Origin of the sequence: Pantoea sp. YR525 (assembly GCF_900116775.1) — a bacterium.
Taxonomy (GTDB): domain Bacteria; phylum Pseudomonadota; class Gammaproteobacteria; order Enterobacterales; family Enterobacteriaceae; genus Pantoea; species Pantoea symbiotica.
Map to the genome: position 1 here is coordinate 1 of NZ_FPBU01000014.1, position 19,979 is coordinate 19,979.

Sequence of the window (19,979 nt, forward strand, 5' to 3'; positions counted from 1 at the left end):
CCATCCATCTGTGCAGCACCGGTGATCATGTTTTTCACATAATCGGCGTGGCCTGGGCAGTCAACGTGCGCATAGTGGCGATTCGGGGTTTCATATTCAACGTGAGAAGTGTTGATGGTGATACCACGTGCTTTCTCTTCTGGCGCTTTATCGATCTCGTCGAATTTGCTTGCCTTACCGCCGTAGGTTTTAGCCAAAACGGTGGTGATTGCTGCAGTCAGAGTGGTTTTACCATGGTCAACGTGACCGATGGTGCCGACGTTTACGTGCAGTTTGTTACGCTGAAATTGCTCTTTCGCCATGGCGATAATTCCTTACGTTGTGCCTTCATGAGTCATGAAGGCATCAGTTCACAATTTTTAAACCGTAGCTTATTTGCTACGAGCTTCAATAACGGCCTGAGCGACGTTGTTCGGCGCATCATCGTACTTCAGGAACTCCATGGAGTAAGAAGCACGGCCTTTGGTCAGAGAACGCAGCTGGGTTGCATATCCGAACATTTCAGACAGCGGAACTTCAGCATGGATCTGAACGCCAGTAGCGTTAGATTCCTGTCCTTTGAGCATACCACGACGACGGCTAAGGTCACCGATAACGTCACCGGTGTTCTCTTCCGGAGTCTCTACTTCAACCTTCATGATTGGCTCAAGCAGCACTGGTTGTGCTTTCTTAAAGCCATCTTTAAAGGCCAAAGATGCAGCCAGTTTAAACGCCAGCTCAGAGGAGTCGACATCATGGTATGAACCGAAGTGCAGACGAACACCCAGATCTACTACCGGATAACCAGCCAGTGGACCTGATTTCAGCTGCTCCTGGAGACCTTTATCAACCGCAGGGATGTATTCAGTTGGAATCACACCGCCCTTGATATCGTTGACAAATTCGTAACCTTTCGGGTTCACACCTGGTTCCAGTGGGTACATGTCGATAACAACATGACCGTACTGACCACGACCACCAGACTGCTTGGCGTGTTTACCTTCGATATCGGTAACTTTCGCGCGAATCGCTTCACGGTAAGCAACCTGAGGTTTACCGACGTTCGCTTCAACGTTGAATTCACGCTTCATGCGGTCAACGATGATGTCGAGGTGCAGCTCACCCATACCAGCGATGATGGTCTGGTTGGTTTCTTCATCAGTCCATACGCGGAATGATGGATCTTCCTTCGCCAGACGACCCAGAGCCAGACCCATTTTTTCCTGGTCAGCTTTAGTTTTCGGCTCAACGGCGATAGAGATTACCGGCTCAGGGAATTCCATACGCTCAAGAATGATGACGTTGTCTGGGTCACACAGGGTGTCACCAGTAGTTACGTCTTTCAGACCGATCGCAGCGGCGATATCGCCTGCACGAACTTCCTTGATCTCTTCACGCTTGTTCGCGTGCATCTGAACGATACGGCCCAGACGCTCACGGTTTGACTTAACCGGGTTGTACACGGTGTCACCGGTGTTAACAACACCAGAGTAAACGCGGAAGAAGGTCAGGTTACCAACAAACGGGTCGGTAGCGATTTTGAACGCCAGTGCAGCAAACGGCTCTTTGTCATCGGAATGACGCTCAGCCGGCGTGTCTTTACCGTCGTCCAGCATACCGTTAATCGCGGTAACGTCAGTCGGTGCTGGCAGGTATTCAACTACCGCATCCAGCATCGCCTGAACACCTTTGTTCTTAAATGCAGAACCACAGGTAACCAGGATGATTTCGTTTTTCAGAACGCGCTTACGCAGAGAAGTTTTGATCTCTTCTTCTGTCAGTTCTTCACCGCCGAAGAATTTCTCCATCAGCTCATCAGAACCTTCAGCAGCGGCTTCAACCAGATTTGCACGCCACTCTTCAGCCAGTTCCTGCATATCAGCTGGGATATCTTCGTAAACGAAGGTAACGCCCTGATCGGCATCGTTCCAGTTGATCGCTTTCATTTTCACCAGGTCAACAACACCGGTGAAACCTTCTTCTGCGCCGATAGCCAGCTGAAGTGGAACTGGGTTTGCACCCAAGCGCACTTTCATCTGGTCAACAACTTTCAGGAAGTTAGCACCCATACGGTCCATTTTGTTAACGAACGCGATGCGTGGAACTTTATATTTGTTAGCCTGGCGCCATACGGTTTCAGACTGTGGCTGAACACCACCAACTGCACAGTAAACCATTACTGCGCCATCAAGCACACGCATAGAACGCTCAACTTCGATGGTGAAGTCAACGTGTCCCGGGGTGTCGATGATGTTTACGTGGTGTGGTTCAAACTGCTTAGCCATACCAGACCAGAAACAGGTAGTCGCAGCGGACGTGATGGTAATACCACGTTCCTGCTCCTGCTCCATCCAGTCCATGGTTGCTGCGCCGTCATGAACTTCACCGATTTTGTGGTTTACACCGGTGTAGAACAGAACACGTTCGGTAGTTGTAGTCTTACCGGCGTCGATGTGCGCACTGATACCAATGTTACGGTAGCGCTCAATGGGTGTTTTACGAGCCATTTGATTCCTCTGATTCTTAGACGTTCTAAGTTAAAAAAGCCCAGCAGGTGAGTCACTGGGACGCCCGCTGGGTTTATAACAACTACGTTGCTGTTACCAGCGGTAGTGTGCGAACGCCTTGTTGGCTTCAGCCATGCGGTGAACGTCTTCACGTTTCTTAACTGCAGTACCTTTGTTCTCTGCAGCATCAGAAAGTTCGTTCGCCAGGCGGAGAGCCATAGATTTATCACCGCGTTTACGAGCAGCTTCTACGATCCAACGCATTGCCAGGGCATTACGACGAACCGGACGGACTTCAACTGGAACCTGGTAGGTAGAACCACCAACGCGACGTGACTTAACTTCGACAGTCGGACGTACGTTTTCGAGAGCAACCTCGAACGCTTCCAGGCCATCTTTACCAGCGCGTTGAGCCAGGGTATCAAGCGCGGTATAGACGATAGATTCAGCAGTAGATTTTTTACCATCTACCATCAGGATATTTACAAATTTAGCCAGCAGCTCTGATCCGAACTTAGGATCCGGCAGAATTTTACGCTGACCAATGACGCGACGACGTGGCATGGAAATACTCCGTTGTTAATTCAGGATTGTCCAAAACTCTACGAGTTTAGTTTGACATTTAAGTTAAAACGTTTGGCCTTACTTAACGGAGAACCATTAAGCCTTTGGCTTCTTCACGCCGTACTTGGAGCGTGACTGCTTACGGTCTTTAACACCTGAGCAGTCCAGCGCGCCACGAACGGTGTGGTAACGCACACCTGGCAAGTCTTTAACACGACCGCCACGGATCAGGATCACTGAGTGCTCCTGCAGGTTATGACCTTCACCGCCGATGTAGGAGGTAACTTCAAAACCGTTAGTCAAACGCACACGGCAAACTTTACGCAGTGCTGAGTTTGGTTTTTTAGGGGTAGTGGTGTACACACGAGTACATACACCACGTTTCTGCGGGCAAGCTTCCAGCGCAGGCACGTTGCTCTTTGCAACTTTGCGTACGCGTGGTTTGCGAACCAGCTGGTTAACTGTTGCCATTAAATAGCTCCTGGGATTTAGCTTTTTGCTTCGTAAACACGTAATAAATCGCCTCGTATTACTACGAGGAGGCAGAATTTTAGGGCTGTGTCAAAAGGGTGTCAAGAAATAACCAGGTTTTCGCTCTTACCAGGCCACTTGTTGTTGGTGCTTCGCTGTCAACGCAACGAAACCAGTATAGTCCAAACGTGCTAATTTGGTCGAAATTTGCTCAATTAGGCCGCGCGCCGCCACATCTTCTTCTAATACCCACAGCGTAGCCGGCGATGCGCTGAGCCTGGTTAACATCTGGCTGCCAGCCAAAGCGGCGGTTACGCCATCTTGCAATAAAAGCAGATCGTCGCCTTCCTGCAATAAAAGCAGCAGGCTATCGATATCGCATTGCCAGGGAGATTGCAGCAACGTGTAGAGCATGATCAGTTCTCAGAATCGAATAACACGGTGATAGGCAGCCAGCTTCTCGCGCAGCGATGCAGCATCCAGCACCTCTGCAGCCAACACACGTTCAGCAGCTAAACTTTGCCCGCGCGCCAGCAGTGAATCGGCGCAGACAAAACACTGGTCGATATCGTACAGCGCCAGCACGCCAAAGGTCGCGATGTAGTTGCGCGCCAGAATCTGCTCGGGTTGCTGGTCGCAATTGAGCTGCAGCACGCCATCACCGATAAAGAACAGACCGATATCTTCGCTTAACGCGCCCGTTGCCAGCACAGCATCGAGCCCTTCCCTGCCCGCACTACTTCCGTGCGGTGCCTGAGTAAACAGAAACGCCACGCGGTTCATTAGAATTGCACCAGACGATCGCAGCCGAGCGCGGCTTCTGCCAGCGCGCCCAAACCGCTGAGTTCAAAACCTGGCTGTAAATTGCTGCCCGCCAGTTGCAAGCGCGCGGCTTCCTGCGCGTCGGTTACTCCACGACGAAGTGCTGCGGCCACGCAGATATTCAACTCGGTACCACTTTCAGCACGCAGCTGCTGCCATTCACGCACCATATCCACTTCATCGCTGGCCGGCGCGCTCAGTTGGTTAGCGTTCAACACGCCTTCACGATAGAAGAACACGCTCTCCAGCTGATGTCCGGCCTTTATCAGCGCACGGGCAAACAGCAGCGCGCTACTGGCGTGTTGCGTGCCGTATGCCGGTCCGGTGACCAGCAAGGTGTAGCGCATTAGCGATCCTGCCCCTGAAAATCACCGCTTTTAAACTGGCGAATGTAGAGGTAAACCGTGTGCTTGGAGATATTGAGGCGGTCAGCCACCTGGTTAATCGCGTCTTTAATGTCGAAGATGCCCTTTTCATACATATTGAGCACGATCTGGCGATTCTTGGCATTGTTAGAAACGTTACGGTCAGCGCTCACTTCTTCTATTGCGAACTCAAGCGTCTGCATCACCAGGTCTTCCACCGAGCTGGCAAAGTTGACGTTGGAATCCACCTGCTGCATTTCCGGCGGCATAAAGGTCGACATAATTTGCGAGAATGGAACGTCGAGGTTCATATTGATGCACAGCAAGCCAATGACGCGCTGCTGACGATTACGAATCGCGATAGTGACCGATTTCATCAGCACGCCGCTTTTCGCGCGCGTGAAGTAGGCTCTGGAGACATTGCTGTCTGCGCCGTGCATATCGTGCAACATACGCAGGGCCAAATCGGTAATCGGCGAACCCACTTTACGCCCGGTATGTTCACCGTTGGCGATACGCACCGCAGAACACTTCAAATCTTCCAGCGAGTGCAGCACGATTTCGCAGTGCGAACCAATCAGCATCGCCAGGCCATCGACAACGGCTTCGTATGATTTGAGGATATCGTAGTCTGCTTGCTCGAACGGACGTTGCTCCAGTAAATCGAAGTCAGTCAGTTCACCGGGATTGAATGGATTAGACATCGAAGACATTACCCTAAATGGCTGGAGCCTGTCTCGACAGCATTGGGGCAGACTCATATGGTGATAGTTAAGCAGGCGTTAGTCTGGCAAATGTCATGGTCTTTAGCCAGACCTTTACCTCTATCTCCGAAATAAAAACGCCGCCCGTAGGCGGCGTGGTGCAGAAAGTTCAGATTACTGCGCTTTCTGATCGCCAGCGACTGGAGCCTGCGCTTTTTCATCCGCTTTCGGCGCGGGTTTGATGTCGAGCAGTTCAACATCGAACACCAACGTGGAGTTAGCCGGAATACCCGGAACGCCATTTTTGCCGTAAGCCAGGTTCGGTGGGATCACCAGTTTGATCTTGCCGCCTTTCTTCACGTGCTTCAGACCTTCGGTCCAGCCCGGAATCACACCATCCAGACGGAACGACAGCGGCTCGCCACGAGTATACGAGTTATCGAACTCAGTACCGTCGATCAGCGTACCTTTGTAGTTCACAACCACAGTGTCGCTGTCTTTAGGCACATCACCGGTACCTTCTTTCTCTACCTGATACAGCAGGCCAGATTCGGTTTTCTTCACGCCTTTTTCTTTGGCGAACTTGTCAGCGTAAGCAGAGCCCTTATCGGAGTTCTCTTTCGCGTCTTTTTCCATCTTCGCCTGAGCTGCACCTTTCACGCGGCCTTCAAAGGCCTGCAGGGTTTGCTCGATCTCTTGATCAGAGAGTTTGCTCTTGCCGCCAAAGGCGTCCTGAACACCCGCGATCAACTGATCTTTATCCAGTTTGATGCCCAGCTTCTCTTGTTCCTTCAGAGAGTTGTCCATGTAGCGACCAAGGGACGCGCCAAGTGCATAGGCTGATTGCTGATCTTCGTTTTTGAAGGCAGCATTTTTCGGTGCTTGCGGCGCGGCCTGAGCGGCGTCTGCTGGAGCAGCGGCGGTTTCTGCTGCCATTGCCAGCGGTGCATTCAGCGCGAAGGCCATGGTGGTAGCTAACAATGTGACTTTAAACAGTGAATTCATCCTTTCTCCAAAACCGAAGCCTCTAACCTCGGGAATCATTGCGGACTGAGGCCCACACTATAACTTTACGTGGCAGCGGCGAACACTCCCACAATGTAATTACCCGTTCAACCTCCGACCTTTTTTGCTTCAGGAAGTTTCATCAGAGATATAGGCGTTATGCGCCGTTTCAATGCAGCATGACGCGGAAAGGTAAAATATCAGGTGATTCTGAAGTGAAACGCCGTAGAATCACGCCCGAAACAGACTAACGCGCAGCACCGCAAGATGAGGAAAGATCATGCAACCAACAGAATGGGAACAACGCCTTGAGGCGCTGGAGAGCAAGCTGGCTTTTCAGGAATACACCATCGATCAGCTCAATCAAACGGTGGTTCAGCATGAACTGGAGATGATTAGACTGCGCGAGCAAGTGCGTCTGTTAATCGATAAAGTGAAAGATAGCGCGCCGTCGATGATCGCATCACAGTCAGAAGAAACGCCGCCGCCGCATTACTAAAAAGAAAGGCCACCCGAAGGTGGCCTCGTCAGCGTAACACTGATTAGTGGCTGCAGCCGCAGCCGCCAGTGCCACAGCCGCCCTGGCCGTGATCGTGACCATGGTCGTGGTCATGATCGTGATGATGACCATCCGCGCCATGCACGTGACCGTGCGCCAGCTCTTCTTCGGTCGCTGCGCGAATTGCCACAACTTCCACGTTGAAGTTCAGGTTCTGACCCGCCAGCATGTGGTTACCATCAACCACTACGTGCTCATCTTCAACTTCGGTGATTTCAACCGGTACTGGACCTTGATCGGTTTCTGCCAGGAAGCGCATGCCAACCTGCAGTTCATCAACGCCCATAAACACGTCTTTTGGTACGCGCTGTACGAGGTTGTCATCGTATTGACCGTAAGCGTCATTCGCCGGGATATGCACGTCAAACTTATCGCCTACATCATGATTTTCCAGCGCTTTTTCCAGACCAGAAATCAGGGAACCATGACCGTGCAGATAGTCCAACGGTGCACTCACCGGTGACTCGTCAACCAATACACCGTCTTCGGTACGAACCTGATACGCCAGGCTCACCACCAGGTCTTTTGCTACTTTCATGATATCTCCTAACCGTTGAGAACTAAGATCCCGTCCCATTGGTCAATTTTGCGTGCAATAAACCAACCAGAAAGGTTCAAGACTGAGGATGCCAATAGTGTTGCGGCATACTGCTCAGCGTTAATGGCGCCGATTGTAGCGGAATTCAATCCCGCTGTAAGTTCAAGCTTAAAAAAAGCTGCGCCATTGCGCTACTCAGGATGAAAAACTCCGATCACTTGCTCATTAGTGCGAACCTGATCGCGCACCTGCTTGTCAGCTTCACGCATCTGATGGCCGCACTGAACACATTCCACCACTTCAACGTTGTTTTCACGCCACAACGCCAAGGTATCTTTTGCCTGGCACTTTGGACAAACCGCACCGGCTATAAAGCGTTTACGCATACTGTTTCCTGCCGTCGTTAATGAACGGATTAAGTAAGTATAGATCTACTCCTCATCCCAGCCGTCGAACTGGCGTTTTTCGTGCTGCATTTCGCGCTGGAAGATATCCTCCAGCTCGCGCCGCGCCTCACGCACACGTGAAACCTGCGCGCTGTCATCATGGCTTGGCACCAGTTCACGCAGCATGCGCATATCCAGACGACGGAAATGCTGCTGTGCGCGCTGCGCCTGATGCGGATGCATGCCCAGCGAGATCAGCGTTTTGCGGCCCAGCTCCAGCGCACTGGAGAACGTCTCACGTGAGAACAGCGTGACGCCCGCCTGCAACAGTTCGTGCGCCTCAACACGTCCACGCGCGCGCGCCAGGATTTCCAACTGCGGGAAGTGCTGTTGACACAGCTGCACGATGGTCATCGAATCTTCCGGATCGTTACAGGTAATGACGATGGATTGCGCATTCTCGGCGCCCGCTGCACGCAGCAGCTCCAGCTCGGTGGCGTCGCCATAATAAACCTTATAGCCATATTTACGCATCAGGCTCACTGCAGAGATGTCGCGCTCCAGCACCGTAATGCGTTTGTTGTTGGCCATCAGTAAACGGCCAACCACCTGACCAAAACGACCAAATCCCACCACAATGACCTGCGGCTGATCGTCTTCGACAAAGTGCTTCTCGGCGTTTTCATCGGGTTCATTAAAGCGATGCGCCAGTAAACGGTCGATGCCGTTCATCAGCAGCGGCGTGGTCATCATCGACAACGTCACCGTTACCAGCAGCAGCGGCATTTGGTCGCCGCTGAACATTTTGGCCGAAGACGCCGCTGAGAACAGCACAAAGGCAAATTCGCCGCCCTGGCTTAACACACCGGCAAACTGCTGGCGCTCTGAACTGCGCAGGCCATAAATGCGTCCCAGCACATACAGCACCAGCGTTTTCACCGTCACCAGAATCAGCACGCCCAACAAAATTTCAGTGATGTGGGTATAAAGCACGCCGAGATTCAGCGCCATGCCAACCGAAATAAAGAACAAGCCCAACAGCAAGCCTTTGAACGGTTCGATGGCCACTTCCAGCTCGTGACGATATTCACTTTCCGCCAACAGAATACCGGCGATAAAAGTACCCAACGCCATCGACAGGCCGAGCGCGTCCATAAACAGCGCCGAACCCAGCACCAGCAGCAGCGACGCGGCAGTAAACACTTCGCGTACGCCGGATGCGGCAATAAAGCGCAGAATCGGGCGCAGCAGATAACGGCCACCAATCAGCATCCCGCCGAACGCCAGCACTTTCATCCCGACTTTCAACCAGTCAACGTGGCCGCTATCGCCGCCCGCCAGCAGCGGCACCAATGCCAACGCGGGGATCACCGCCAAATCCTGGAACAGCAACACCGAGAAACCGAGCTGACCCGATTCACTGCGGTTCATGCCTTTATCGCGCATCAGCTGCAGCGCCATCGCTGTGGATGACATCGCCAGGCCAATGCCGCCAATCACCGCCGCCTGCCAGCTAAAGTCGGTCAGCCACAGCAATCCACCGAGAATGGCGGCCGAGATCAGCACCTGAGCGGCACCCACGCCAAAGATAGAACGGCGCAGCGCCCAGAGTTTCGACGGGTTCAGTTCCAGCCCGATGATGAACATCAGGAACACCACGCCGAGTTCGGAGAAGTGCAGAATCTCCTCAACGTCGCTGATGAAACCCAATCCCCACGGACCAATCGCAATACCGGCCAGCAAATAGCCCAGCACCGCGCCAATGCCGAGACGCGCCGCAATCGGCACAATCAGCACCGCCGCAACCAGATAAATGACGCCCGCCGTCAGTAACGTTTCGCCTTCCATCACACACCTCCTTGCGGCAGCGGTGAAGCCAGCCAGTCGCCGTACGCTCGCGCAAAATTACGCATCACTTCCGGCGTCTGCCGACGCGCCCAATGAATCACCATCGGCGTCATCCAGTGCATGCGACACATCTGCGCCGTCAGCTCAAATGGACGCATGATGTCACTCATCGGATAGCGATTCAGGCCGCTATGGTGATATGCCGCTTCGGGTTCGCCGGTGGTCACCACGCTGCGCCAGTATTTCCCTTCCAGCGCATTGCCATCCGGACCGCTGGCAAAGCCGCGCGACAGCACACGATCCAGCCACTCCTTCAGGAGCGCCGGGCAGCTGTAGGTATAAAGTGGATGTTGGAATACAACGATTTGATGTTCGCGCAGCAACTGTTGCTCATGGTGAATATCAATAAAGAAATCCGGATAGTGGGCGTATAAATCGTGCACCGTGACGTGGTCCAGTTCCATAGCCGACTGCAGCAAAACCCGATTAGCAATCGAATCCTGTGATTCCGGATGGGCGTAAAGCAGCAATATTTTGGGTGGCTGCGACATCGTTCCCCTCCAAAGCGTCGTCACGGCACAGGAATTCCGCTACCATGCTCGACGCAACAAATTTTCTCGAATTATGTTGCCGGTAAATTAACATATTCTGACGATACGGCGCTTATGATTGTCTTTTCAGCACTACAAATTCGCCGCGGCACCAACGTGCTGCTGGATAACGCAACAGCCACCATTAACCCAGGCCAGAAAGTGGGCTTAGTGGGTAAAAACGGCTGCGGCAAATCAACGCTGCTGTCATTGCTGAAGGGCGAAATCAGCAGCGATGCAGGTAACGCCACCTTCCCGAGCAACTGGGCGCTGGCGTGGGTCAATCAGGAAACCCCGGCGCTGAGCAAACCCGCGCTGGAGTATGTTATCGACGGCGACCGTGAATATCGTCAGCTTGAATCCGAATTAGCCGACGCCAATGCGCGCAACGATGGCAACGCCATCGCCTTGGTGCACGGCAAGCTGGACGCGATTCAGGCGTGGAGCATACCTGCTCGCGCCTCAAGTTTGTTGCACGGTTTGGGCTTTAGCCAGGAACAATTAATGCGGCCGGTGAGTGACTTCTCCGGTGGCTGGCGCATGCGCCTTAACCTTGCGCAGGCGCTGGTGTGCCGTTCCGATCTGCTGCTACTCGATGAACCGACCAACCACCTCGATCTCGATGCAGTGATCTGGCTTGAACGCTGGCTGAAAAGCTACGAAGGCACGCTGGTGCTGATTTCGCACGACCGCGACTTCCTCGATCCGGTGGTCGATAAGATCATCCACATCGAACAGCAAACGATGTTTGAATACACCGGCAACTACAGCTCGTTCGAACGTCAGCGCGTCGCCAAGCTGGCGCAACAGCAGGCGCTGTTCCAGAGCCAGCAGGAAAAAGTGGCGCACCTGCAGAAGTATATCGATCGCTTCCGCGCGCAGGCCACCAAAGCGAAGCAGGCGCAAAGCCGTATCAAAATGCTGGAGCGCATGGAGCTGATTGCGCCGGCGCACGTCGACAACCCATTCAGCTTCAGTTTCCGCGCGCCGGAAAGTTTGCCGAATCCGTTGCTGAAGATGGAGCGCGTCACCGCCGGTTATGGCGAACGCATCATTCTCGACGCCATCAAACTCAACCTTGTGCCGGGTTCGCGTATTGGCCTGCTGGGCCGTAACGGCGCGGGTAAATCGACGCTAATTAAACTGCTCGCCGGTGAGCTCGAGGCGCTGGATGGCAAAGTTGGCCTGGCGAAAGGCATCAAGCTCGGTTACTTCGCTCAGCATCAGTTGGAATATCTGCGCGCCGATGAATCACCGTTGCAGCATTTATCACGCATCGCGCCGAAAGTGCTTGAGCAGCAGCTGCGCGACTATCTTGGCGGCTTCGGCTTCCAGGGCGATAAAGTCAGCGAAATCACTGAACGTTTCTCCGGCGGCGAAAAAGCGCGTCTGGTGCTGGCATTAATTGTCTGGCAGCGCCCGAACCTGCTGCTGCTTGATGAACCGACTAACCACCTCGATCTCGATATGCGTCAGGCGCTGACCGAAGCGCTGATTGATTTCGAAGGCGCGTTGGTGGTGGTCTCGCACGATCGTCATCTGCTGCGCGCCACCACCGACGATCTCTATCTGGTGCACGACGGCAAGGTCGATGTATTTGAAGGCGATCTGGAAGATTATCAGCAGTGGCTGAGCGATCTGCAGAAGCAGCAAGCGCAACAGGATGCCGCGCCGAAGCAGGATAACGGCAACAGCGCGCAATCCCGTAAAGACCAGAAACGCCGCGACGCCGAACTGCGTGCACAAACGCAGCCGCTGCGCAAAGAGATCGAAAAGCTTGAGAAGCAGATGGCGAAGTGGCAAAGCCAGCTCAGCGATGCCGAAGCGCAGTTAGCCGACAGCGCAATTTACGATCAGAGCCGCAAAGCCGACTTGAACGTGGCGCTGCAGCGTCAGGCCGAGAGTAAAGCCGCGCTGGAAGAGGTCGAAATGGCATGGCTGGATGCGCAGGAACAGCTGGAGCAGATGCTGGCTGGTTGATTGTGCGCGCTGTCCCCCTCCTCGGTCCTCCCCCATAAATGGGGGAGGAAGATGCTGCCACATGTCAGTGATGAAGCTGCATGTGGCAGCATCTCCTTCCCCCGCTTGCGGGGGAAGGCCGGGATGGGGGACAGCGAGCACTATTCCAAATCAAAACGGCTTATCCCCCAACACCGTCGCACGATGCATTACTCTCCGCGCCGGGTAATAATCCGCATTGGCATAATGCTGCGTCACGCGGTTATCCCAGATCGCCACATCATTCTCCTGCCAGCGCCAGCGCACCTGGAACTCCGGTTTAGCGCTATGCCAGAACAGGAAGTTAAGCAGCGCATCGCTCTCTTTTTCGCTTAAGCCCAGCAAACGCGTAGTAAAACCTTCATTCACAAACAGCGCCTTGCGTCCGCTCACCGGATGCGTACGAATCACCGGATGCTGCACCGGCGGATTTTTGGCAACCGCTTGCTGCCAGCGCTGATGCTCTTCCTCGGTTTTACGGTATTTGTACTCCTGAAACGACTTCTTAAAGTCGTGCTCCGCCTGCAGCCCATTCAACAGCGTCTTAAAGGGCTCAGAAAGCGCTTCATAGGCCGCAATGCCGGTTGACCACAAGGTATCGCCGCCGCTCTCCGGCAGCAGTTTGGAAGCCAGAATCGCAATTGCCGGTGGCGTTTGAATAAAGGTGACATCGGTGTGCCAGTTGTCGTTATCCGGCGGATTATCCTGATGGGTATCCAGCACGATGATCTCCTCCACGCCTTCCGCATGCGGATAGACCGGATGGATATGCAGATCGCCAAAGCGAATCGCCAGCGCGCGCTGCTGTTCCGGAGTAATCACCTGATTGCGCAGGAACAACACCTGATGGCGCACCAGGCCATGATAAAGCTGTTCAAACTGTGCATCGCTCAGCGGACGGCTGAGATCAACATCGCTAACCTGCGCCCCGATATGCGGGCCCAAAGCGGTAAAAGAAAGTCGTTCGTTCATTGCTGTTCTCCATTCCAGGGCGTCAGTCGGCGCTGCAAGGCGCGCAGACCCAGTTCTAAGCCAAAAGCAATCAGGGCAATCACGGCGATACCGGCCAGTACCACGTCGGTGGCGAGGAACTCACCCGCCGACTGCACCATAAAGCCGAGTCCACGCGTAGCGGCAATCAATTCCGCCGCCACCAGCGTTGACCAACCCACGCCGAGACCAATGCGCAAGCCGGTGAGGATCTCCGGCAGCGCGCCGGGCAGAATCACAAAGCGCAGCAGCTGCCAGCGCGATGCGCCCAACGCCTGTGCCGCGCGAATGCGTACCTGCTGGGCATTCTTCACGCCTGCCAGTGTCGATAAGGTCACCGGCGCGAAAATCGCCAGATAAATCAGTAAAATCTTCGACGTTTCGCCGATGCCGAACCAAATCACCATCAGCGGCAAATAGGCCAGCGGCGGCACCGGGCGATAGAGTTCGATCAGCGGATCAAGCAAGCCGCGAATCGCCGGGCTCAGGCCCATGGCAATCCCGACCGGAATGCCAATCAGCGCGGCAAAGAACAGCGCCACCAGCATGCGCGCCAGGCTCGCGCCCAAGTGCTGCCAAAGCGTGGCGTCCATAAAGCCTTGCGGGCTGGCAATCAAGATCAGCTTCTGCAGCACCACTTGCGGCGGCGGTAAAAACAGCGGCGCCACTAAGCCGAGCGCAGTTATCGCCCACCACAACAGCAGCAACAGGCCAACGCTGAGCAGGCTGAGTGAGAACTGGCGCGAGAACGGCCAGCGCAGTCCGCGACGACGCGCTTGGGTTTTCTCATCAATCACCGCACTCATATAAACGCCTCACGCTGGGAAAACACCTGATTCAGGACATATTCGCGACGTTCGATAAACGCCGGATCGGATTTGATGCTGCGGCACGCTTCCCCGGCGGCGAAGCGCTGACCGAAGTCGAGTTTCAAACGTTCCACTATGCGGCCCGGTCCCGGCGACAGCAGCACCAGTTCGCTGGCGAGGAACACCGCTTCTTCGATGTCGTGAGTGATCAGCAGAATCTGTTTGCCGGTATCACGCCACAGTGTGAGCAGCAGGGTTTGCATCTGTTCGCGGGTAAAGGCGTCCAGCGCACCGAACGGCTCATCTAACAGCAGCAACTGAGGATCAGCCGCCAGCGCACGCGCAATGCCCACGCGCTGACGTTGACCCCCAGAGAGCTGCCAGATAAAACGCTTTTCTGCACCTTCCAGTCCTACTTTGCGGATCAAACGGCGTGCAAGGGTATGGCGCTCCGCCTTCGCCATCCCCGCCAGTTGCAAGCCGAACGAAACGTTATCAATCACGTTGCGCCACGGCAGCAAGCCTTCATTCTGAAATACCACGCCGCGTTCCGCGCCCGGCCCTTCCACCTTTTTGCCATCCAGCGTAATGCTGCCGGATTCCAGCGGCAGAAAGCCGGCGATGAGGTTCAGCAGCGTGGTTTTGCCACAGCCGGAAGGGCCTAACACCACCAGCAGGTCTCGGCTGCCCAGCTGCAGGTTGATGTCCTGCAACGCGGGTTGTCCGGCGTAACGCGCATTGAGATTGGTGATGTTAAGCATACGACCTCCGGTTATTTCGCTAAGGGTGCAACGAAGCGCGTGGTAACGAAGCTGCTGTAATCGCTATCCGCTTCTGGCACTTTGCCCTGCTCTTTCAGGAAGCCGGCGGTATCGACAATCGCCTTGTTCACCGGTTTGCCGAGCTGCTCTACCTGCTGCTGCGCGGTGAGATAGGTGTTGCCTTTCACCAGCACCGGCACATCCGCTTCGGGTACACCACTCAGGCGCGCCAGCTTGCTCAGATTGTCTGACTGCTTCAGCCATTGATCCGGATTGGCAATGTAAGCTTGCTGCGCTTCAAGCGCGCTGCGGGCAAAGGCGGTGACGATTTCTGGATGCTGCTGTGCAAAGTCTTTACGCACCACCCACACATCAAGCGTTGGCGCGCCCCACTTGCCAACCTGCGAGGAATCCGTCAGCACATTGCCATCTTTCTCTAGCTCATTTACCGCCGGAGACCAGACGTAAGCACCGTCAATGTCACCGCGTTTCCAGGCAGCAATAATCGCCGGTGGCTGCAGGTTGACTAAGGTCACTTGCGAAGGCTTGATGCCCCAATGCTTGAGCGCGGCGAGGAAGCTGTAATGCGTAGTCGAGATGAACGGCACGGCGATGCGCTTACCAATCAGGTCTTTAGGATCTTTGATGGTTTTCTTCACCACCAGCGCTTCGGAGTTACCGAGCTGTGAGGCCAGCAGGAAAGCTTCAATTGGCAGCTTTTGCGTGGCGGCGACCGCCAGCGGGCTGGAACCGATATTACCAATCTGGACGTCGCCCGATGCCAGAGCACGCAGCACGCTGGCTCCGCTATCAAATTTGCGCCAGTCCACGGTGGCACCGCTCTCTTTGGCGAAGGTGTTATCCGCCTGCGCCACTTTGGCCGGTTCCGCCGACGTCTGATACGCCACGGTAACGTTGACCGCTTGCGCCTGGAACGCCATCAGGGCCAGAGCCGCTGCGACTGCCGTTATTGTTTTTTTCATCGCCATCATCATTCACCCCAATGTGTTTTTGTCTGCGCAGTTTCTCCAGCAAGAGTAATTTCATAAAGGAATTAAAAATTATCCCTAATGACGATCCGTTCTTAGATCAACATCGGGTAAGGCTATGCAGGAAGTGCAAATGGAAAGAAAAGGGAAATCGGTAAATATGTCACGCGCTCACATAGCAGCTGTGATATTGATAGACATCTCATTTTTCACTCTTAACGAGCGGTCCTGAATCCATGTCGATTGAGAAAGTCGCACACCTGGCTGGCGTGTCCAAAGCCACCGTTTCACGGGTTTTGAACCAGAATCCCGGCGTGCGCCCGGACACGCGCGCCAAAGTGCTGGCGGCCATCGACATCTGCGACTATCAGCCCAACTTACTGGCGCGCCAGCTGCGTACTTCACAAAGCCATATGTTGTTAGTGCTGATTCCCGACATCACCAATCCGTTCTGCTCGCGCGTGGTTCAGGGCATTGAAGCCGAAGCGGAAGCGCAGGGTTACCACATTCTGCTGTGTAACTCGGGATCGCAGCTGCGTCGCGAAGCGGCCTACATCGCCCTGCTCACCGGCAAAGTGGTCGACGGCGTGATCACCATGGATGCCGCCAGCAGTTTGCAGGAGCTAAAGGAATTGATTGGCGATGCGCCTTGGGTGCAGTGCGCCGAATACGATCCGGCGATCGCCGCCTCAAGCGTGGCGATTGATAATAAAGAAGCGGCTTTCGAAACCGTGCGTTATCTGGCGAGCAAAGGCCGACGCCGTATTGCGCTGGTGAACTGTGATATGCGCTACCTCTATTCGCACAAGCGCGAAGAGGGATATCGCGCCGCGCTGGAACAGCTGGAACTCAGCTGGTGCGGCGTGGCCTACGCCGAGAATGTCACCTGCGAGTCGGGCAGTGCGGCCTTGCGCGAACTGCTGACGCAGCCGGAACGGCCGGATGCAGTGTTTGCGGTGTCGGATGTGTTGGCGGTTGGCGTAATACACGCAGCGCTGGAAGCGGGTTTACGCGTGCCGGAAGATTTAGCGGTGGTGGGATTTGATGGCATCAACTTTACCAGCAGCCTGAATCCACCGCTGACGACGATTGAGCAGCCGATGAATCGCATGGGTGTGCGCAGCGTACAGCTGCTGCTGCAACGCATCCGCCAGCCCAACTCGTCGGTAGTACATGAAGTGTTGCCGTGGAAGCGCGTTGAACGCGCTTCCAGTTAACTCAGCGCCAAATCAGCAATACGCACGCGGCGGTGAGCAAGCCCATCGCCAGATTGAACATTTTCCACGCGCGTGGGCTGCGCAGCAGACGTCCAATCAGCGAGCCAAAGCCCATCCAGATCACCCCGGAAACCACATTTACCATGAACATGCCGAGGCTGATCGCCAGCACCGAATGCAGATATTCGCTACCCGCCAGGCTGAAACTGGCCACCGCACCGAGCGCCATAAGCCAGGCTTTCGGGTTGATCAGCTGCAGCAAACCGCCTTGCCAGAACGGCATCTGTTTTACCGTCACATCATCGGTTTCCAGCTTTTCATACTCGGCGCTGGCGATTTTCCAGGCCAGCCACAGCAGATAAAGGCTACCGGCAATCTTCAGGATGAGATGCAGCGAAGGATAAAGCAGGATGAGACCGCCGATGCCAAATGCCACCATCAGCAACATGACTTGCATACCAATCATGATACCAATGAGCAGCGGAATGGTGCGCAGGAAGCCAAAATTAGCACCCGAGGCGGTAAGTAACATATTATTGGGCCCGGGCGTGATGGCCGCGACCCAAAGAAAACCTAACATTGATAAAAAAAGACTCAGTTCCATGTATATTCGGGTGCTCCTCACCCAGTAAAGCGAACAACCCATCGAAGCTATCAGCGACTTATGCATCAGACAAGCCTTTACCCAAGCTATTTTGATCGCCCCAGCGGCGAGCGCTTTAAACCACTGCGCGGATTCAGTAACGCGCATCTGCAAACGCTGCTGCCGCGCATTCTGCGCCGCCGCGTCACGTTGCGTCCGCACTGGCAGCGTCTTGACCTGCCGGACGGCGATTTTGTCGATTTAGCATGGAGTGAAGATCCGGCACAGGCGCGTCATAAACCGCGCATGGTGATGTTTCACGGCCTGGAAGGCAGCTTTCGCAGCCCGTATGCGCACGGCCTGATGCAGGCGTGTCAGGCGCGCGGCTGGCTGGCGGTGGTGATGCACTTTCGCGGCTGCAGCGGCGAGCCTAATCGCTTAAAGCGCATCTATCACTCCGGTGAAACTGAAGACGCCACCTACTTCCTTAACTGGCTGCAACGCGAATGGGGCAGCGTGCCGACCGCCGCTGTCGGCGTTTCGCTGGGCGGCAACATGCTGGCTTGCCTGCTGGGTCAGCAAGGTCACGACGTACCGATTGATGCCGGCATCGCTATCTCAGCGCCGCTGGCGCTGGAGCCGTGCAGCGGCAAGCTGGACGTTGGCTTCTCGCGCTTCTATCAGCACTATTTACTGACGCAGCTGAAAAAGAACGCCACGCGTAAACTGCGCGCCTGGCCCGGCACGCTGCCGGTCGATCTCAGCCAGCTACGTGCTTTCCGCCGCTTACGTGAGTTCGATGATGCGATAACCGCACGGGCGCACGGTTTTATTGACGCCAACGACTATTATCAACGAGCCAGCGCTATGCCGCTGCTCACCGGCGTGCGCAAACCGCTGCTGATCATTCATGCGCAAGACGATCCCTTTATGACCGATGCCGTGATCCCGCAACCTGACCAGCTGTCAGCTTCCATTCAGTATCAGCTGACGCAGCAAGGCGGCCACGTCGGCTTTGTCGGCGGCACCTTGCTTAAACCGAAAATGTGGCTGGAACAGCGCGTGCCCGACTGGCTCTCAACCTATCTGGATGTGTAATTGTGATTATTCCCTGGCAAGAACTCGAAGCGGAGACGCTGGAAAACCTGATTGAAACCTTCGTGTTACGCGAAGGCACCGATTACGGCGAGCAGGAACGCAGTTTGCTGCAAAAAGTCGCCGATGTGCGCCGCCAGCTGGAGCGCGGCGACGTGGTGTTGGTGTGGTCGGAACTGCATGAATCGATCAATATTATGCCGAAGGGTGAATTCCGCGGCTGATGCACCCAGCGGCAATTCGTGGTAACAATGCTCATCGCCGGACCTCACAGGGAGCTCTGTTATGTCAGCCAGGCATCCAATTATTGCCGTCACCGGTTCCAGCGGCGCCGGAACCACCACCACCAGCCTCGCCTTCCGCAAGATTTTCCAGCAGCTGAATCTGCATGCGGCGGAACTCGAGGGCGACAGTTTCCATCGCTTCACACGTCCGGAAATGGACATGGCGATCCGCAAAGCGCGCGATCTCGGTCGCCACATCAGCTACTTCGGCCCGGAAGCCAATGATTTCGGCCTACTGGAGCAGACGTTCAAACATTACGGCCAAACCGGCCTCGGCGAATCACGCAAATATCTGCACACCTACGATGAAGCGGTGCCGTGGAATCAGGTGCCGGGCACTTTCACGCCGTGGCAGCCGCTGCCGGAAAACACCGATGTGCTGTTTTATGAAGGCTTGCACGGCGGCGTGGTCACGCAGCAGCAAAATGTGGCGGAGCATGTCGATCTGCTGGTTGGCGTGGTACCAATTGTTAACCTTGAATGGATTCAGAAGCTGGTGCGTGACACCGGCGAGCGCGGTCATTCACGCGAAGCAGTAATGGATTCGGTAGTACGTTCGATGGAGGATTACATTAACTTCATCACGCCACAATTCTCGCGCACCCACATTAACTTCCAGCGCGTGCCGACCGTTGATACCTCAAACCCGTTTGCCGCCCGCGAAATTCCGTCGCTCGACGAAAGCTTCGTGGTGATTCATTTCCGTGGCCTGGAAGGTATCGCGTTCCCCTATCTGCTGGCGATGATTCAGGGATCGTTTATTTCGCACATCAATACGCTGGTGGTGCCGGGCGGCAAAATGGGATTGGCGATGGAGCTGATTATGCTGCCGCTGGTGCAGCGACTGATTGAAGGGAAGCGGATTGAATAGGTTTGGTGCGGGCTGTGAAAAGGGAGGCATGAATGCCTCCCCTA

General features: G+C 54.9%; 24 protein-coding genes. 6 read left to right on the forward strand and 18 right to left on the reverse strand.

Annotated elements, in window-relative coordinates; all coding sequences use genetic code 11:
• The 9 genes from BM323_RS22230 to fkpA form a co-directional block, all read right to left on the reverse strand.
• Window positions 1-302: GTP-binding protein (locus tag BM323_RS22230; protein ID WP_254773311.1), on the reverse strand; the 302-nt coding region annotated here is incomplete at its 3' end.
• A 69-nt stretch (window positions 303-371) separates the two neighbouring features.
• Window positions 372-2,486, reverse strand: coding sequence for an elongation factor G (gene fusA, locus BM323_RS22235; RefSeq protein WP_008102189.1), 2,115 nt, complete (start codon window positions 2,484-2,486; stop codon window positions 372-374).
• Window positions 2,487-2,579: 93 nt separating this feature from the next.
• Window positions 2,580-3,050: a 30S ribosomal protein S7 gene (gene rpsG, locus BM323_RS22240; protein ID WP_007886246.1), complete on the reverse strand. Its 471-nt coding sequence runs from the start codon at window positions 3,048-3,050 to the stop codon at window positions 2,580-2,582.
• Window positions 3,051-3,146: 96 nt separating this feature from the next.
• On the reverse strand, window positions 3,147-3,521 hold the full coding sequence (gene rpsL, locus BM323_RS22245; RefSeq protein ID WP_006120575.1) for a 30S ribosomal protein S12: 375 nt from the start codon (window positions 3,519-3,521) through the stop codon (window positions 3,147-3,149).
• Between the two features lie 126 nt (window positions 3,522-3,647).
• A complete protein-coding gene (gene tusB / locus BM323_RS22250; RefSeq protein WP_008102192.1) occupies window positions 3,648-3,935 on the reverse strand; it encodes a sulfurtransferase complex subunit TusB in 288 nt (95 codons plus the stop codon).
• A 9-nt stretch (window positions 3,936-3,944) separates the two neighbouring features.
• A complete protein-coding gene (gene tusC, locus BM323_RS22255) occupies window positions 3,945-4,304 on the reverse strand; it encodes a sulfurtransferase complex subunit TusC (RefSeq protein ID WP_008102194.1) in 360 nt (119 codons plus the stop codon).
• Complete coding sequence (tusD, locus tag BM323_RS22260) at window positions 4,304-4,690, reverse strand: sulfurtransferase complex subunit TusD (RefSeq protein ID WP_008102196.1); 387 nt, start codon at window positions 4,688-4,690, stop codon at window positions 4,304-4,306. The genes tusC and tusD overlap by 1 nt, the downstream gene beginning before the upstream one ends.
• The gene (locus tag BM323_RS22265) at window positions 4,690-5,412 is read right to left on the reverse strand and encodes a helix-turn-helix transcriptional regulator (RefSeq protein WP_007886240.1); all 723 of its coding nucleotides are present in this window, start codon (window positions 5,410-5,412) and stop codon (window positions 4,690-4,692) included. The genes tusD and BM323_RS22265 overlap by 1 nt, the downstream gene beginning before the upstream one ends.
• A 174-nt stretch (window positions 5,413-5,586) precedes the next feature.
• On the reverse strand, window positions 5,587-6,417 hold the full coding sequence (gene fkpA / locus BM323_RS22270) for an FKBP-type peptidyl-prolyl cis-trans isomerase (RefSeq protein ID WP_008102198.1): 831 nt from the start codon (window positions 6,415-6,417) through the stop codon (window positions 5,587-5,589).
• 280 nt (window positions 6,418-6,697) lie between these two features.
• Here fkpA and BM323_RS22275 point away from each other — a divergent pair, with 280 nt between their 5' ends.
• On the forward strand, window positions 6,698-6,916 hold the full coding sequence (locus tag BM323_RS22275) for a protein SlyX (protein ID WP_008102200.1): 219 nt from the start codon (window positions 6,698-6,700) through the stop codon (window positions 6,914-6,916).
• Between the two features lie 43 nt (window positions 6,917-6,959).
• Here the strand turns inward: BM323_RS22275 and slyD are convergent, their stop codons facing one another.
• The 4 genes from slyD to kefG all read right to left on the reverse strand — a co-directional run bounded on the left by slyD (window position 6,960) and on the right by kefG (window position 10,299).
• Window positions 6,960-7,514: a peptidylprolyl isomerase gene (gene slyD / locus BM323_RS22280; RefSeq protein WP_049851962.1), complete on the reverse strand. Its 555-nt coding sequence runs from the start codon at window positions 7,512-7,514 to the stop codon at window positions 6,960-6,962.
• Between the two features lie 191 nt (window positions 7,515-7,705).
• Window positions 7,706-7,900 carry a YheV family putative zinc ribbon protein gene (locus BM323_RS22285; protein WP_008101839.1) on the reverse strand — a complete coding sequence of 65 codons (195 nt, stop codon included), beginning with the start codon at window positions 7,898-7,900 and terminating at the stop codon, window positions 7,706-7,708.
• A 45-nt stretch (window positions 7,901-7,945) separates the two neighbouring features.
• The gene (gene kefB / locus BM323_RS22290; protein WP_091004317.1) at window positions 7,946-9,748 is read right to left on the reverse strand and encodes a glutathione-regulated potassium-efflux system protein KefB; all 1,803 of its coding nucleotides are present in this window, start codon (window positions 9,746-9,748) and stop codon (window positions 7,946-7,948) included.
• The gene (kefG, locus tag BM323_RS22295; RefSeq protein WP_008101835.1) at window positions 9,748-10,299 is read right to left on the reverse strand and encodes a glutathione-regulated potassium-efflux system ancillary protein KefG; all 552 of its coding nucleotides are present in this window, start codon (window positions 10,297-10,299) and stop codon (window positions 9,748-9,750) included. Before kefG ends, kefB begins: the two co-directional genes overlap by 1 nt.
• A 114-nt stretch (window positions 10,300-10,413) precedes the next feature.
• On the opposite strand from kefG, the gene BM323_RS22300 reads away from it, so the two are divergent.
• The gene (locus tag BM323_RS22300; RefSeq protein WP_008101833.1) at window positions 10,414-12,318 is read left to right on the forward strand and encodes an ABC transporter ATP-binding protein; all 1,905 of its coding nucleotides are present in this window, start codon (window positions 10,414-10,416) and stop codon (window positions 12,316-12,318) included.
• A gap of 150 nt (window positions 12,319-12,468) precedes the next feature.
• On the opposite strand, the gene tauD is transcribed toward BM323_RS22300, so the two are convergent.
• The 4 genes from tauD to tauA are packed head-to-tail and all read right to left on the reverse strand — an operon-like array spanning window position 12,469 to window position 15,888.
• The gene (gene tauD / locus BM323_RS22310) at window positions 12,469-13,308 is read right to left on the reverse strand and encodes a taurine dioxygenase (RefSeq protein WP_008101831.1); all 840 of its coding nucleotides are present in this window, start codon (window positions 13,306-13,308) and stop codon (window positions 12,469-12,471) included.
• A complete protein-coding gene (tauC, locus tag BM323_RS22315) occupies window positions 13,305-14,132 on the reverse strand; it encodes a taurine ABC transporter permease TauC (protein WP_008101829.1) in 828 nt (275 codons plus the stop codon). Before tauC ends, tauD begins: the two co-directional genes overlap by 4 nt.
• Window positions 14,129-14,896 (reverse strand): taurine ABC transporter ATP-binding subunit, encoded by a 768-nt coding sequence (gene tauB, locus BM323_RS22320; RefSeq protein ID WP_008101827.1) that lies wholly within the window; start codon window positions 14,894-14,896, stop codon window positions 14,129-14,131. The genes tauC and tauB overlap by 4 nt, the downstream gene beginning before the upstream one ends.
• 11 nt (window positions 14,897-14,907) lie before the next feature.
• Window positions 14,908-15,888, reverse strand: coding sequence for a taurine ABC transporter substrate-binding protein (gene tauA, locus BM323_RS22325; RefSeq protein ID WP_008101825.1), 981 nt, complete (start codon window positions 15,886-15,888; stop codon window positions 14,908-14,910).
• A 233-nt stretch (window positions 15,889-16,121) separates the two neighbouring features.
• Here tauA and BM323_RS22330 point away from each other — a divergent pair, with 233 nt between their 5' ends.
• Entirely contained in the window at window positions 16,122-17,102 is a 981-nt protein-coding gene (locus BM323_RS22330; RefSeq protein ID WP_008101823.1) for a LacI family DNA-binding transcriptional regulator, read from the forward strand.
• Window position 17,103: 1 nt separating this feature from the next.
• Here BM323_RS22330 and BM323_RS22335 read toward each other — a convergent pair whose 3' ends face one another.
• The gene (locus BM323_RS22335; protein ID WP_008101822.1) at window positions 17,104-17,706 is read right to left on the reverse strand and encodes a LysE family translocator; all 603 of its coding nucleotides are present in this window, start codon (window positions 17,704-17,706) and stop codon (window positions 17,104-17,106) included.
• Window positions 17,707-17,766: 60 nt separating this feature from the next.
• On the opposite strand from BM323_RS22335, the gene BM323_RS22340 reads away from it, so the two are divergent.
• The 3 genes from BM323_RS22340 to BM323_RS22350 all read left to right on the forward strand — a co-directional run bounded on the left by BM323_RS22340 (window position 17,767) and on the right by BM323_RS22350 (window position 19,935).
• Window positions 17,767-18,783: a hydrolase gene (locus BM323_RS22340; RefSeq protein WP_008101820.1), complete on the forward strand. Its 1,017-nt coding sequence runs from the start codon at window positions 17,767-17,769 to the stop codon at window positions 18,781-18,783.
• 2 nt (window positions 18,784-18,785) lie between these two features.
• Entirely contained in the window at window positions 18,786-19,004 is a 219-nt protein-coding gene (locus BM323_RS22345) for a YheU family protein (protein WP_008101818.1), read from the forward strand.
• A 61-nt stretch (window positions 19,005-19,065) separates the two neighbouring features.
• Complete coding sequence (locus BM323_RS22350) at window positions 19,066-19,935, forward strand: phosphoribulokinase (RefSeq protein WP_008101816.1); 870 nt, start codon at window positions 19,066-19,068, stop codon at window positions 19,933-19,935.
• Window positions 19,936-19,979: the final 44 nt, after the last annotated feature.